General features: G+C 71.0%; 12 protein-coding genes. 10 read left to right on the top strand and 2 right to left on the bottom strand.

All coding sequences use genetic code 11. The annotated features are described in order from the left end of the window. Positions 1–53 precede the first annotated feature (53 nt). Positions 54–512 (bottom strand): metallopeptidase family protein, encoded by a 459-nt coding sequence (locus AC07DI_RS05255; protein WP_478902321.1) that lies wholly within the window; start codon positions 510–512, stop codon positions 54–56. A gap of 272 nt (positions 513–784) precedes the next feature. On the opposite strand from AC07DI_RS05255, the gene AC07DI_RS05250 reads away from it, so the two are divergent. The 9 genes from AC07DI_RS05250 (at position 785) to AC07DI_RS05210 (ending at position 11,142) form a co-directional block, all read left to right on the top strand. Further along, the gene (locus tag AC07DI_RS05250; protein ID WP_384261692.1) at positions 785–1,210 is read left to right on the top strand and encodes a DUF3499 domain-containing protein; all 426 of its coding nucleotides are present in this window, start codon (positions 785–787) and stop codon (positions 1,208–1,210) included. 238 nt (positions 1,211–1,448) lie between these two features. Beyond that, a complete protein-coding gene (locus AC07DI_RS05245; protein ID WP_478902319.1) occupies positions 1,449–3,065 on the top strand; it encodes an L-lactate permease in 1,617 nt (538 codons plus the stop codon). Positions 3,066–3,300: 235 nt separating this feature from the next. Beyond that, positions 3,301–4,665, top strand: coding sequence for a phosphomannomutase/phosphoglucomutase (locus tag AC07DI_RS05240; protein ID WP_478902317.1), 1,365 nt, complete (start codon positions 3,301–3,303; stop codon positions 4,663–4,665). Positions 4,666–4,868: 203 nt separating this feature from the next. After that, positions 4,869–5,045, top strand: a complete 177-nt coding sequence (locus tag AC07DI_RS05235; protein WP_384261685.1) for a Trm112 family protein — start codon at positions 4,869–4,871, stop codon at positions 5,043–5,045. Between the two features lie 62 nt (positions 5,046–5,107). Then, positions 5,108–6,307 carry an SIS domain-containing protein gene (locus tag AC07DI_RS05230; protein ID WP_478902315.1) on the top strand — a complete coding sequence of 400 codons (1,200 nt, stop codon included), beginning with the start codon at positions 5,108–5,110 and terminating at the stop codon, positions 6,305–6,307. 93 nt (positions 6,308–6,400) lie between these two features. After that, positions 6,401–7,552: a mannose-6-phosphate isomerase, class I gene (gene manA / locus AC07DI_RS05225; RefSeq protein WP_478902313.1), complete on the top strand. Its 1,152-nt coding sequence runs from the start codon at positions 6,401–6,403 to the stop codon at positions 7,550–7,552. 111 nt (positions 7,553–7,663) lie between these two features. Beyond that, complete coding sequence (locus AC07DI_RS05220; protein WP_478902311.1) at positions 7,664–8,623, top strand: cation diffusion facilitator family transporter; 960 nt, start codon at positions 7,664–7,666, stop codon at positions 8,621–8,623. 284 nt (positions 8,624–8,907) lie between these two features. Next, positions 8,908–10,362: an adenosylhomocysteinase gene (ahcY, locus tag AC07DI_RS05215; protein WP_478902310.1), complete on the top strand. Its 1,455-nt coding sequence runs from the start codon at positions 8,908–8,910 to the stop codon at positions 10,360–10,362. Positions 10,363–10,527: 165 nt separating this feature from the next. Further along, positions 10,528–11,142 (top strand): hypothetical protein, encoded by a 615-nt coding sequence (locus AC07DI_RS05210; RefSeq protein ID WP_384261673.1) that lies wholly within the window; start codon positions 10,528–10,530, stop codon positions 11,140–11,142. A 33-nt stretch (positions 11,143–11,175) separates the two neighbouring features. Here AC07DI_RS05210 and AC07DI_RS05205 read toward each other — a convergent pair whose 3' ends face one another. Continuing rightward, entirely contained in the window at positions 11,176–12,132 is a 957-nt protein-coding gene (locus AC07DI_RS05205) for an RDD family protein (RefSeq protein ID WP_478902308.1), read from the bottom strand. Between the two features lie 88 nt (positions 12,133–12,220). On the opposite strand from AC07DI_RS05205, the gene AC07DI_RS05200 reads away from it, so the two are divergent. After that, positions 12,221–13,228 carry a stage II sporulation protein M gene (locus tag AC07DI_RS05200; RefSeq protein ID WP_478902306.1) on the top strand — a complete coding sequence of 336 codons (1,008 nt, stop codon included), beginning with the start codon at positions 12,221–12,223 and terminating at the stop codon, positions 13,226–13,228. Positions 13,229–13,844 lie beyond the last annotated feature (616 nt).

The raw sequence follows: 13,844 nt of genomic DNA, 5'->3' as shown, positions 1-13,844 counted from the left end.
GTCGGGAGGCGGCAGGAGGCCACCCGCGCGTGGGGGAGTGCGGGAAGTGGTTCTCAGTCCTCGTCCCCGTAGCGCGGGTCCACCGACTCGGGGGAGAGACCGAGCAGTTCGGCGACCTGCTCGACGACCACCTCGTGCACGAGCGCCGCGCGCTCCTCGCGCCCCTTGGTGCGGATCTCCACCGGTCGGCGGTAGATGATCACGCGGGCGGGCCGCTCCTCGGACGCGGACGCCGCGATCGTGCCGCCCAACGGCACCACCTCGTCGTGCCACTCCCCGTCGGGCCGCCCCAGGGGAGGCACTTCGAGCACCATGAACTCCATCTCGCCGAGCTGCGGCCAGCGTCGCTCCAGGCGCTCCACGGAGTCCTGCACGAGGTCGGTGAAGGCCTCGCCGCGGCTCGCCGAGAGCGGAACCTGGGGCGGCGCCACGGGCCCGCGCATGCCCCTGCCGTGGCGGTCGCGGCGACGGGGCCTCGGGTCTGCGGAACGTGGCTGTACGGGGTCGTCCATCACTGACGAAGCGTAGTCCCCGAGATCGGCCTTTCCGCGTGGTGCGCGCCATGTCGCTCGGTGACCGTTCCGGCACCCTTCCAGCAATCTTGGACTCAATTCCGTATCTCTCCCGGACCGCCGATCTCGCGCCGAATGACGTGACCCGCACCATGTGGTGACCGGATTCACCACGGTCCACCCCTACAGTCACCGGTGTCCACGCAGGTCAGCGCGGTGTCCGTCCGGCATGGCGGGGCACGGGGTGCGGCACGACACGGTGGGGTGACCTCGTGGAGAGTCGTCGCGGCCCGCTCAAGAGTGCGGTACCGTCCAACGCTGTGAGCCCTGTACGTCGCTGTTCGCGCACCGCTTGCGGCCGTCCCGCCGTCGCGACGCTGACGTACGTCTACGCCGACTCGACCGCGGTCCTCGGCCCCCTCGCCACCTACGCCGAACCCCACTGCTACGACCTGTGCGCCCAGCACTCCGAGCGCCTCACCGCGCCCCGCGGCTGGGACGTCGTACGGCTCGCCGACGCCTCAGGCCCGGCCCGCCCCTCCGGCGACGACCTCGAAGCCCTCGCCAACGCCGTGCGCGAGGCGGCCCGCCCGCAGGAGCGCACGGCCGAGGCCGGCGGTGGCGGCGCGCGCTCGGCGGACCCGATGGAGGTCGCACGCCGCGGCCACCTCCGCGTACTGCGGTCGCCGGACTCCTGAGGCAGCGGCTCTAGGGGACGCGGCCTCAGGGAAACGTGGTCCTACGGAGCGCCCGGTTCTCCGGAACGTGGTCCTACGGAGAGCCCACTTCTCCGGAACGTGGTCCTACTTCTCCGGAACGCGGTCCTACGGAGAGCCCACTTCTCCGCTCCCTCACCGGATCTTCGCCTTCCGCCTCGTTGACGCGCCCGCGCCGGGGCCCTGACGATTTCGCCACCCCACAGCCGGGAGGCGCCCCGTGTTCACCCAGCAACTGGAGCCCGTGGCCGACTCGCTCGGCCTGTCCGCGCTCGTCGCGACCCTGCCCCTCCTGACCGTCCTCTTCCTGCTCGGCGCCGTCCGCATGACGGCGCACCTGGCCGGGCTCACCGGCCTCGCCGTCGCCGTCCTCGTCGCGTGGCTCGCCTACGGCATGCCGCTCGGCCAGACAGCGTCGAGCGCCGCGCAGGGAGCCCTCTTCGGCCTCTTCCCCATCCTGTGGATCGTCGTCAACGCCCTGTGGATCCACCGCATGACGGTCCGCACCCGGCACTTCGACATCCTGCGCCGCTCCTTCGGGCGGTTCTCCGACGACCCCCGCATCCAGGCGCTCGTCGTGGCCTTCTGCTTCGGGGCGCTCCTGGAGGCGCTCGCCGGTTTCGGGGCGCCCGTCGCGATCAGCGCGGTCATGCTCGTGGCCCTCGGCTTCGACCCGGTGCGTGCCGCGGTCGTCTCCCTCGTCGCCAACACCGCGCCGGTCGCCTTCGGCGCCCTGGCCACCCCCGTGGTGACGCTGGCTCAGGTGACGGGCCTTCCGCTGGACACCGTCGCCACGGTCGTCGGCCGCCAGACACCGCTGCTCGCCCTGGTCGTGCCGCTGCTCCTGGTGGTGCTCGTGGACGGGCGGCGCGGGCTCCGCGAGACCTGGGTGCCCGCCCTGGCCTGCGGCCTCGCCTTCGCCGCCGCCCAGTTCGCGGCCTCCAACCACGTCTCCGCGCAGCTCGCCGACATCGGCGCGGCCCTCGCGGGCGCGGGCGCCCTCCTCGCGGCGCCGCACGCCCGCAGGCCCGCCGCCGAGCCCGTCCGCGCCGCGGCCCTCACCGGCGTACGCAGCGAGGACCTCGACCGCGCCGACCCGCGCCCCGAAGTGCTGCGCGCCTACGCCCCGTACGCCCTGATCGTCGCCGTCTTCTCCCTCGCCCAGCTCCCCGCCGTCAAGCACCTCCTCGCCAAGGCGACGCGCACCTTCGACTGGCCCTTCCTGAACGTCGGCGACCCCTCGGGGCACCCGGTCGGCGGCAACGTCTTCACGCTGCCGCTCGTGTCGACCGGCGGCACGCTCGTGCTGCTCGCGGGTGCGGGCACCGCGGCGGTCATCGGGGTGCACGCGCGCGTGGCGGTACGGGAATGGGCCGCGACCGTCCACGAGATGCGCCACGCGATCCTCACCGTGACGTCCGTACTGGCGCTCGCCTACGTCATGAACCTCTCCGGGCAGGCCGCCACGATCGGGCACTACGTGGCCGCCGCGGGCGCGGGCCTCGCCTTCCTGTCACCGGTACTCGGCTGGTTCGGCGTCGCGGTCACCGGCTCCGACACCTCCTCCAACGCCCTCTTCGGCGCACTCCAGGTGACGGCGGCCCAGCAGTCCGGGCTCTCCCCGGAACTCCTCGCGGCCGCCAACAGCTCGGGCGGAGTCCTCGGCAAGATGATCTCCCCGCAGAACCTGACGATCGCGTGCGCCGCCGTCGGACTCGCGGGCAAGGAGGGCGACCTGCTGCGCAAGGTGCTGCCCTGGAGCCTCGGACTGCTGCTGGTGATGTGCCTGATCGTGGTGGGGCAGAGCACGGCGGTGCTGGGCTGGATGCTGCCGTAAGAGCCTGTCTTCGAACCCCCGTCTGCGCCCCGACGCCCGGCACGCGCCCGCGCTTCGCGCGGACGACGGGGGTTCAAAGACAGGCTCTGAGTGTGCGGGCCCGACGCCGGGGTACAGGCTGTCGCGACGCGCGGCCGGGTGTCGGTCGCAACGGGTAGTTTTGTGACGACGGAGGGCTCGACGGAGGGCTCTGTCGTACTCGCTGAACTCGCAGAACTTGCAGAGAGGGTTGGCCGTGACTGCTGATCTGTCCCAGATCGTGAAGGCGTACGACGTCCGCGGGGTGGTCCCGGACCAGTGGGACGAGTCGCTCGCCGAGCTCTTCGGGGCGGCCTTCGCGCAGGTCACGTCGGCGGACGCGATCGTCGTCGGGCACGACATGCGCCCCTCGTCGCCCGGCCTCTCGCGGGCCTTCGGACGCGGCGCGGCCGCACGCGGCGTGGACGTCACGGAGATCGGGCTCTGCTCGACGGACCAGCTGTACTACGCCTCCGGGGCGCTGAACCTGCCGGGCGCCATGTTCACGGCGTCGCACAACCCCGCCCAGTACAACGGCATCAAGATGTGCCGCGCCGGAGCCTCCCCCGTGGGCCAGGACACCGGCCTCGCGGAGATCCGCGCCCTCGTCGAGGGCTGGCAGCGCACCGGCGCCCCCGGGCCCGCCGCGACCACGGGCACCCTCACCAAGCACGAGACCCTCACCGAGTACGCCGCCCACCTGCGCGGCCTCGTCGACCTCACCGCCATCCGCCCGCTCAAGGTCGTGGTGGACGCGGGCAACGGCATGGGCGGCCACACCGTCCCCACCGTCTTCGAGGGCCTGCCCCTGGAACTCGTGCCGATGTACTTCGAGCTGGACGGCACCTTCCCCAACCACGAGGCCAACCCCCTGGACCCGGCCAACATCGTGGACCTCCAGCGGCGGGTGCGCGAGGAGGGCGCCGACCTCGGCATCGCCTTCGACGGCGACGCGGACCGCTGCTTCGTCGTCGACGAGAACGGCGACCCGGTCTCCCCGTCGGCCGTCACCGCCCTGGTCGCCTCCCGCGAGCTGGCCAAGCACGGCGGCAAGGGCACGGTCATCCACAACCTCATCACCTCCTGGTCGGTCCCCGAGGTCGTCAAGGAGAACGGCGGCACACCGGTACGCACGCGCGTGGGCCACTCCTTCATCAAGGCGGAGATGGCGAGGACCGGCGCGATCTTCGGCGGCGAGCACTCCGCGCACTACTACTTCAAGGACTTCTGGAACGCGGACACGGGCATGCTCGCCGCGCTCCACGTCCTCGCGGCCCTCGGCGGCCAGGAAGGACCGCTCTCCGCGCTCGTCGCCCAGTACGACCGCTACGCGGGCTCCGGCGAGATCAACTCCACGGTCGACGACCAGACCGCCCGCCTCGCCGCCATCAAGGCGGCGTACGGGGACCAGGACGGCGTGACCCTCGACGAGCTCGACGGCCTCACCGTGACCGCCGCCGACTGGTGGTTCAACGTACGCGCGTCGAACACCGAGCCCCTGCTGCGCCTGAACGTGGAGGCGCGCGACGAGGCGACCATGGCCAAGGCGCGCGACGAGGCCCTGGCGATCATCCGCGGCTGAGCCCCGGCGCCCGAGGACCCTCCGCGGCCGGCCCCCGCACCCACCGCGGAGGGGCCCGTTCACCGGCCCCTCCGCATCCCCCACGCCCCACCTCTCACGGAGGTAGGCTGACCAGGCCGCATCCGCGCGGCGAAAGCGCGGAGCCCGCGCGAAGCGCGAACACGCCCAGCACGACATCACGTCAGCTCGAAGGGACCCACCCCATGCCGCTCGAAGCCGGCCTCCTGGAGATCCTCGCCTGCCCGGCCTGTCACGCCCCCCTCAAGGAGACGGACACCGAGCTGATCTGCACGGCGAACGCCAAGGAGTGCGGCCTCGCCTACCCGGTCCGCGACGGCATCCCCGTACTCCTGGTCGACGAGGCGCGCCGCCCCGCGTAAGGCAGGACACGCAGGACCCGCACGCAGTACACCGTGCACGGCGAATCGGAGGCCCGACCCCCATGCTCGACGAGTCGCTGCTTGACGCCCCGGAGGCGCTGGCCCGAGCCGACCGCCGCGGACTGCTGCGCGGCGCGGCGGAGGCGGGCGCCCGCGTCCGCACCGCCGTCCGGCACGCCGCGGAGGCCGGCCTCACGGAGCTCAAGCCCGACGGCAGGCCCCGCGCCGTCCTCATCGCGGGCCCGGGTACCGCCGCGGCCTGCGTCGCCGACCTCCTGGACGGCCTCGCGGGCGCCGGATGCCCCGTCATCCGCCTCGCCCCGACCGGCGTAGCCCCCGCCGCGGGCGCCCTGCGCTGGGCACTGCCCGGCTGGGTCGGCCCCGTCGACCTGCTGCTCATCGCCACCCCCGACGGCACCGAGCCCGGCCTCTCGCTCCTCGCCGACCAGGCGTACCGCCGCGGCGCCACGGTCGTCGCGGTCGCCCCCGCACGCACCCCGCTGGCCGAGAGCGTGGACGGCAGCCACGGCCTCACCGTCCCCATGGCCTGCTCGCCCTACGGCGCGTACGAAGGCGCCCACGACGAATCCGACCGCGACTCCGCCACGTACGAGGCACGCCGCGTCGAGGACGAAGCCGCCCCAGGCGCCCCCGGCACCCTCTGGGCCCTCCTCGTCCCGCTGCTCGTACTCCTGGACCGCACCGGGCTGCTCGCCGCCCCCGTCGACACCCTGCAGAAGGTCGCCGACCGCCTCGACCACGTCGCGGAGCGCTGCGGTCCGGCCATCGCGACGTACAGCAACCCGGCCAAGACCCTCGCCGCCGAGCTGGCCGACTGCCTGCCGCTGATCTGGACCGAGGGCCGGTCCGCCGGTGTCGTGGGCCGCCGCTTCGCCGCCACCCTCGCCGAGCTGGCCGGGCACGCGGCGCTCGCCGCCGAACTGCCCGAGGCGCTGCCCGCGCACGGCGCCCTCCTCGCGGGCAACCCCGCGGGCGGCGACGACACCGACGACTTCTTCCGCGACCGCGTCGACGACCCGGCCGCCCTTCGCGCGCGCGTGGTGCTGCTCCGCGACTCCCCGGTGGACGCCGGGGGCCTCACCGCGGCCCCCGCCGCCCGCGAGCTCGCGCACGGCCACGACATCGCGCTCAGCGAGCTGGAGCCGGAGGACGGTGAGGAGCTGGAAGCACTCGCGGAGCTGATCGCCGTCACGGATTTCGCCGCCGTTTACCTGGCACTCGCCGCGGGGGACCGATCATGACCCCGCAGGCCGCACCGCCGCCCGCCGCGGCAGTGGTCCTGCGCCACTCGCGGCAGTAGTCCAGCATTCGCGTACGTAAGGGAGAACCCCTCCGTGGACCGCCTCAGCAACACCATCCGCCCCTACGCCTGGGGTTCCCCCACCGCCATCGCGGAGCTCATAGGCGCCGAGCCGAGCGGCGAACCGCAGGCCGAGATGTGGATGGGCGCCCACCCGGGCGCACCCTCGCGCACCGCACGCGGCGCACTGAACGAGGTCATCGACGCGGACCCGGAGCGCGAACTCGGCAAGGCGGCAACCGACAAATTCGGCCCGCGCCTGCCCTTCCTCCTCAAGATCCTCGCCGCCGGCGCCCCGCTCTCCCTCCAGGTCCACCCCGACTTCATCCAGGCGCAGGAGGGGTACGCGGACGAGGAGCGCCGCGGCGTCCCGATCGACGCCCCGCACCGCAACTACAAGGACGCCAACCACAAACCCGAACTGATCTGTGCCCTCACACCGTTCGACGGCCTCTGCGGCTTCCGCGCCCCCGCCGAGACCGCGGACCTCCTGGCGGCCCTGGACGTCGACTCCCTCAAGCCGTACGTCGACCTGCTGCGCGCCCAGCCCGAAGAGGCCGCGCTGCGCGAGGTCCTGACGGCCGTACTGAGCGCCGACCCCGAAGAGATGGCAGAGACGGTCACCGACGTCACGGCCGCCGCCCGGCGCCTCGGCGGTGTCTACGAGCCGTACGCGGGCATCGCCCATCACTACCCCGGCGACCCCGGCGTCATCGCGGCGATGCTCCTCAACCACGTGCGACTGCAGCCCGGCGAGGCCCTGTTCCTCGGAGCGGGCGTCCCGCACGCCTACCTCGACGGCCTCGGCGTCGAGATCATGGCCAACTCCGACAACGTCCTGCGCTGCGGCCTGACCCCGAAACACGTCGACGTCCCCGAGCTCCTGCGCATCGTCCGCTTCGAGGCGACCGAGCCCGGCGTGCTGCGCCCGGAAGCGTCCGCCGCGGGCGAAGAGGTCTACGAGACCCCGATCGACGAGTTCCGCCTCTCCCGCTTCGTCCTGCCGGAGGGCGCCGCTCCGCACGACCTCACCGCCACGACCCCGCAGATCCTGCTCTGCACGGCGGGCTCCGTCCAGGCGGGCGAACTGACCCTGGCGCCCGGCCGGTCCGCGTTCGTCCCGGCGAGCGAAAAGGTCGAACTGTCCGGTACCGGCACGGTTTTCCGGGCCACTGTGGTGGCCTGACGCACCAGCACCCTCCCGTGCTGCAACAATGACCCACCGTAAACGGCGGGCAAAGTGCTGCCCGCCGACGACGGCCGACAACGTACGAAGGCGAAGGGACCCCGGGCACTTATGAGCGCGTCAGGCGGAACAAAGGCGATTGTCGCGGCACTCGGCGCGAACCTCGCGATCGCGGTGGCGAAATTCGTCGCGTTCATCTTCAGCGGCTCGTCCTCGATGCTCGCCGAGAGCGTCCACTCGCTCGCCGACTCCGGCAACCAGGGGCTCCTGCTCCTCGGCGGCAAGAAGGCCCAGCGCGAGGCGACCCCGCAACACCCCTTCGGCTATGGCCGCGAGCGCTACATCTACGCCTTCCTCGTCTCGATCGTCCTCTTCTCGGTCGGCGGCATGTTCGCGGTCTACGAGGGCTACGAGAAGATCAAGCACCCGCACGAGCTGGAGCACTGGTACTGGCCCGTCGGGGTCCTGGTGTTCGCGATCATCGCGGAGGGCTTCTCCTTCCGTACCGCCATCAAGGAGTCCAACGAGACGCGCGGCCAGCTCAGCTGGACGCAGTTCGTCCGCCGCGCCAAGGCCCCCGAGCTGCCCGTCGTCCTCCTGGAGGACTTCGGCGCACTGGTCGGCCTGGTCCTCGCCCTCGGCGGCGTCGGCCTCGCCCTGGCCACCGGGGACGGCGTCTGGGACGGCATCGGCACGCTCTGCATCGGTCTCCTGCTCATCCTGATCGCGATCGTCCTGGCCGCGGAGACCAAGTCGCTGCTGCTCGGCGAGGCCGCGGGCACCGAGGAGGTCAGGAAGATCGAGCAGGCCGTGGTCGACGGCGAGACGGTCACCAAGGTCATCCACATGCGCACGCTCCACCTCGGCCCCGAGGAACTGCTCGTCGCCGCCAAGATCGCCGTCCAGCACGACGACACGGCCGCAGAGGTCGCCTCCGCGATCAACGCCGCCGAGGAACGCATCCGCGCCGCGGTCCCGATCGCCCGTGTGATCTACCTCGAACCGGACATCTACAGCGAGACGGCGGCAGCCGCGGGCGCGAACCCGGCGAAGTCGCCCGGCGGCCACTGAGTCTTGCTCGTACGTACGTCGATGGGGCCCCGCACCGGTGTGGTGCGGGGCCCCATCGACATGTCAGTCCATGAAGGCGGGCTGGGGCCAACTGGGCCAACCGGTGTAGCTTGGGGATGAGCCAGACGTCGCTGCTGATGGCGGTCGGGCGGTCCACGCACGGACTGTCCGAGGGAGAGAGGGCCTCCGACGGACTGCGCTGCGCGCGTCTGTGCACCCTTGTGCCCGACGCCGCAGGTCAGCCATGTCCACCCTCGATCGATCCCACGAGGAGCAGCTCACTCATGACTCTCATCAACGGCCAGGACTTCAAGGTCGCCGACCTCTCCCTCGCCGCGTTCGGCCGCAAGGAGATCACCCTCGCCGAGCACGAGATGCCCGGCCTGATGGCGATCCGCCGGGAATTCGCCGCCAGTCAGCCGCTGGCCGGCGCCCGCATCATGGGCTCCCTGCACATGACCGTGCAGACCGCCGTGCTCATCGAGACCCTGGTCGCGCTGGGCGCCGAGGTCCGCTGGGTCTCCTGCAACATCTTCTCCACCCAGGACCACGCCGCCGCGGCCATCGCCGTCGGTCCGAACGGCACGCCGGAAGACCCCCAGGGCATCCCGGTCTTCGCCTGGAAGGGCGAGACCCTCGAAGAGTACTGGTGGTGCACGGAGCAGGCGCTGACCTGGCCGAACACCCCCACCGGCGGCCCGAACATGATCCTGGACGACGGCGGCGACGCCACCCTCCTCGTCCACAAGGGCGTCGAGTACGAGAAGGCCGGCAAGGTCCCGTCCGTGGACACCGCCGAGAACGACGAGCACCGCGTCATCCTGCAGCTCCTCAACCGCACCATCACCGAGGGCTCGCAGAAGTGGACCCAGCTCGCCTCGGAGATCCGCGGCGTGACCGAGGAGACCACCACCGGCGTCCACCGTCTCTACGAGATGCAGCGCGACGGCGTCCTCCTCTTCCCGGCGATCAACGTGAACGACGCCGTGACGAAGTCGAAGTTCGACAACAAGTACGGCTGCCGCCACTCGCTCATCGACGGCATCAACCGCGCCACGGACGTCCTCATCGGCGGCAAGACCGCCGTCGTCTGCGGTTACGGCGACGTGGGCAAGGGCTGCGCGGAGTCCCTGCGCGGCCAGGGCGCCCGAGTGATCATCACCGAGATCGACCCGATCTGCGCGCTCCAGGCGGCGATGGACGGCTACCAGGTGACGACGCTTGACGAGGTCGTCGAGACGGCCGACATCTTCATCACCACCACGGGCAACAAGGACATCATCATGGCCTCCGACATGGCCAAGATGAAGCACCAGGCGATCGTGGGCAACATCGGCCACTTCGACAACGAGATCGACATGGCCGGCCTGGCCGCCATCGAGGGCATCGTCAAGGACGAGGTCAAGCCGCAGGTGCACACCTGGACCCACCCGGACGGCAAGGTCCTCATCGTGCTGTCCGAGGGCCGCCTGCTGAACCTGGGCAACGCGACGGGCCACCCGTCCTTCGTGATGTCCAACTCCTTCGCGGACCAGACCCTGGCCCAGATCGAGCTGTTCACCAAGCAGGAGGAGTACCCCACCGACGTCTACGTGCTCCCCAAGCACCTGGACGAGAAGGTCGCCCGCCTGCACCTCGACTCGCTCGGCGTGAAGCTGACCAAGCTCACCCCCGAGCAGGCCTCGTACATCGGCGTCGAGGTCGACGGCCCCTTCAAGCCCGACCACTACCGCTACTGACGGTCGGAGACCGAGGCCAGCAGCCACTCGCCACCGGCCGACAGTCCGCAGATCAGCGTCACTTCAGCAGGCCCTCGCCCCCGCGGCGGGGGCCTGCCCCTTTGAGGCGGCGCACCAGCGGACCCGTCACAGCCCGCCAAGCACCCCAGGACCAGGACCACGCCCATGCCCCGCGGCCGATATTCGCTCCACGATCCGCACGACCACACCCCCCTCGGCGAAGAACACTTCCACTGCGCGCCCGGCCCCTCCGGCTGGCGCTACGTCGCCCAACGGACCACCCCCTCAGCCACCCCCGCGGGCTCCGTCGACCTCGCACTCGACGACCGCGGCCGCCCCATCCGCCTGGAACTCCACGCGGGCGACTGGCAGGTCCGCGCAGGCGCCCTCAACGGCGTCACCTGGGTCCGCACCGACCCCACCGGCACGCACGCCACCGAAGACAACGCCCCCGCCCACGCCTTCACCGGCACGTCCCCCGCTTTCCTCATCGCGACGGCCCGGCTCCTGCGCCTGACCCCCGCTTCCCCCGCGACCCGAATCCGCCTGGTCGCCTTCACGGACCCGGTCCTCGCCCCCCGCACTCTCGACCAGTCCTGGGCCCTGCTGAAAAGAGAAGCACACGCCACTGACAACGGCCCACTGAACGTGGACGAATACCAGGTCACAGCCCTGGACACCGGCGAACAGCACGCCGTCCACATCACCGGCGACGTAGTCCTCGCGGCCCCCGGCATCGAGCTCGAACACCTCGAAACCCCACCGTCGAGCTTCACCTGAGACCGCGCCGCCCCCGCCCGGCCCGACGGACGCTCAAGCAGGCGGCACGAACCCCGTGCCCGCCGACGGAGACGGTGACTCACCTTCCGGCCCGGTCTGCTCCACGGGCTCAGACACAACAGCAGGAGTCCAGGCCGCCGAACCCCCAGAGCCCACGCCGGCACCAGCAGTGCCACGACCAGCAGCGTCGCCACCGGCAACCGGAAAAGCGGGAGCACCCGACCCACCCCCGGATTCCACCGCTCCACCAAATGCCCGCCGCGCGTCCCGAGCCTGCCGCTCATGCACGACAGCCGCCAGGTAGGCGGCCGGCGGAACTCCGTACGGCGCGGGAGCCCCGGTCCGCTCCACCAGATCACCGGCGAGCCGCTCGGCCATGGCCCAGCCGACCCGCGGATCCAGCTGCCCCATCCGCGTGAGGTACTGCCGGATCGCCAGCCACAGCCCCTCGGGCACCCCCGACAGATCCAGCCCGGCGAACCGCCCGGCCAGCCAGGGCGGAGGCGGCGGTACGAACGCCGCCCGCGCCGCGGGCACCCGCTCCCGCACGACCAGCGTCCCCGCGAACACATCGCCGAGCCGCCGCCCCCGGGCCGACACCAACGACGCGATACACGCGACGACCCCGAACGTCAGCAGAATCTCGACGACCCCGACGGCACCCCGCACCAGCGCGTGCCGGAACCGGATCGGCCCCCCGTCGTCCCGCACGACCCGCAGCCCGCACGCCAGCTTCCCGAGTGAACGCCCATGGCTGAGCGTCTCCACCGCTATGGGCCCACCGACCAGGACCAGTACGAAACTGGCGACCGCGACGGCCGCGGCGGCGGCGTCGTCCAACGAAGAGGTCGAGGCGATGATCCCGAGGGTCACCACGAGATAGACCGTCCACGCCACCACCATGTCGATCAACACGGCCAACGCCCGGCTCGGCAGTTTCGCGGGGCGCATCTCCAGCGCCACCGCCTCGCCCGTCACAAGCTCACTCACGCCCGCCGCCCTTCCCCGCCCTGCCGTAGGACTGGCCAGTCTGCCAAGCTGAACAGCCACGCGCCGCAGTACGAGGAGCAGCCACCCGATGGACCTCGACGTCTTCGTGTCCGCCCACCGAGCCGAGTGGGACCGCCTGGACGCCCTGCTGCGCCGCCGACGCCGCCTCACCGGCGCCGAGGCCGACGAACTCGTAGCCCTCTACCAACGCGCCGCCACCCACCTCTCCCTGATCCAGTCCAGCGCCCCGGACCCGCAACTCACCGGACGCCTGACACATCTGGTGGCACGCGCGCGAAGCGCCGTGACCGGCACGCGCCGCGCCTCCTGGCGCGACGTGACCCGCTTCGTGGCCCACGGTTTCCCCGCGGCGGTCTACCGCTCCCGTCGCTGGTGGATACCCACCGCCCTGCTCTCGACGGTCCTGGCAGCGGTCATCGGCTGGTGGGTCGCCACCCACCCCGAGGTCCAGTCCTCGATCGCGGCCCCCGGTGATCTCCGCGAGATGACGCGTCCGGGCGGTGAGTACGAGACGTACTACTCCAGCCATCCCGCGGCCTCCTTCGCCGCGCAGGTCTGGACGAACAACGCGCAGGCAGCGGCGATGTGCCTGGTGCTGGGGGCCTTCCTCTGCTTCCCCGTCCTATGGATCCTCTTCCAGAACATGCTCAACCTCGGGGTGGGCATGGGCCTGATGTCGTCTGCCGGACGCCTCGACACCTTCCTCGGCCTGGTCCTGCCGCACGGTCTCCTGGAACTGACCGCCGTCTTCGTGGCCGCGGGCACGGGTTTGCGCCTCGGCTGGACCGTCATCGACCCGGGTCACCGAAGTCGCCGCACCGCACTCGCGGAGGAGGGCCGCGCAGCCCTCGGTATGGCCATCGGTCTGGCCCTGGTCCTTTTCGTCTCCGGCGCCATCGAAGGCTTCGTCACCCCCTCGGGCCTCCCCACATGGGCCCGCATCGCCGTAGGAGTCGCAGCCGAGCTGCTCTTCCTCGTGTACGTCTACGCGGTGGGCGGCCGAGCGGCCCGCGCAGGCGAGACAGGCGACGTTGACCAGCAAGAACGCAGCGCGTCGGTACCCACAGCGGCGTGATGTGCGCAGGCCCCCGGCAACCTGCTAGTCTCCTTCTCGCCCCGGAAAAACCGTTGACACGGAAGGACCGGGGAGGTAGATTCGAACAGTTGCCTAGAGTTGGACAAGTCCAACGGCGACGGTTAACATTTACCTGCTTCTCGAATTACATCGATACGAGAAGCCACCCCCGATCAATCGGAATCCGAAGCCGGTAAGTCCGGCCGAAAACTTCTGATAAAGTCGGATCAGCCGAAAGGCAGAGGCCCTCCAACGGCCACCGGAAATGAAAGCCGAACCGGAAACGGAACGGAAAACGGATCTGGTAAGGTTGGAAACACGAAATACCGAAGGGAAGCGCCCGGAGGAAAGCCCGCGAGGGTGAGTACAAAGGAAGCGTCCGTTCCTTGAGAACTCAACAGCGTGCCAAAAGTCAACGCCAGATATGTTGATAACCCCGTCTCCAGCATCTGCTGGGACGAGGTTCCTTTGAAGTAAAACACAGCGAGGACGCTGTGAACGGACGGGATTATTCCTCCCGACCGTTCCGCTCTCGTGGTGTCGTCCCGATTACGGGAAAACATTCACGGAGAGTTTGATCCTGGCTCAGGACGAACGCTGGCGGCGTGCTTAACAC

It is taken from the genome of Streptomyces sp. NPDC044106, assembly GCF_056433985.1.
Note: the sequence above shows the minus strand (reverse complement) of the source record. Positions and strands in the feature narration are given on the sequence as shown.

Excerpts from the sequence above, each read along its gene's own strand:
- AC07DI_RS05200 (WP_478902306.1), top strand. The coding sequence starts at position 12,221 with ATGGACCTCGACGTCTTCGTGTCCGCCCACCGAGCCGAGTGGGACCGC.
- AC07DI_RS05255 (WP_478902321.1), bottom strand. The coding sequence starts at position 512 with ATGGACGACCCCGTACAGCCACGTTCCGCAGACCCGAGGCCCCGTCGC.
- AC07DI_RS05220 (WP_478902311.1), top strand. The coding sequence starts at position 7,664 with ATGAGCGCGTCAGGCGGAACAAAGGCGATTGTCGCGGCACTCGGCGCG.
- AC07DI_RS05210 (WP_384261673.1), top strand. The coding sequence starts at position 10,528 with ATGCCCCGCGGCCGATATTCGCTCCACGATCCGCACGACCACACCCCC.
- AC07DI_RS05235 (WP_384261685.1), top strand. The coding sequence starts at position 4,869 with ATGCCGCTCGAAGCCGGCCTCCTGGAGATCCTCGCCTGCCCGGCCTGT.
- AC07DI_RS05230 (WP_478902315.1), top strand. The coding sequence starts at position 5,108 with ATGCTCGACGAGTCGCTGCTTGACGCCCCGGAGGCGCTGGCCCGAGCC.
- ahcY (WP_478902310.1), top strand. The coding sequence starts at position 8,908 with ATGACTCTCATCAACGGCCAGGACTTCAAGGTCGCCGACCTCTCCCTC.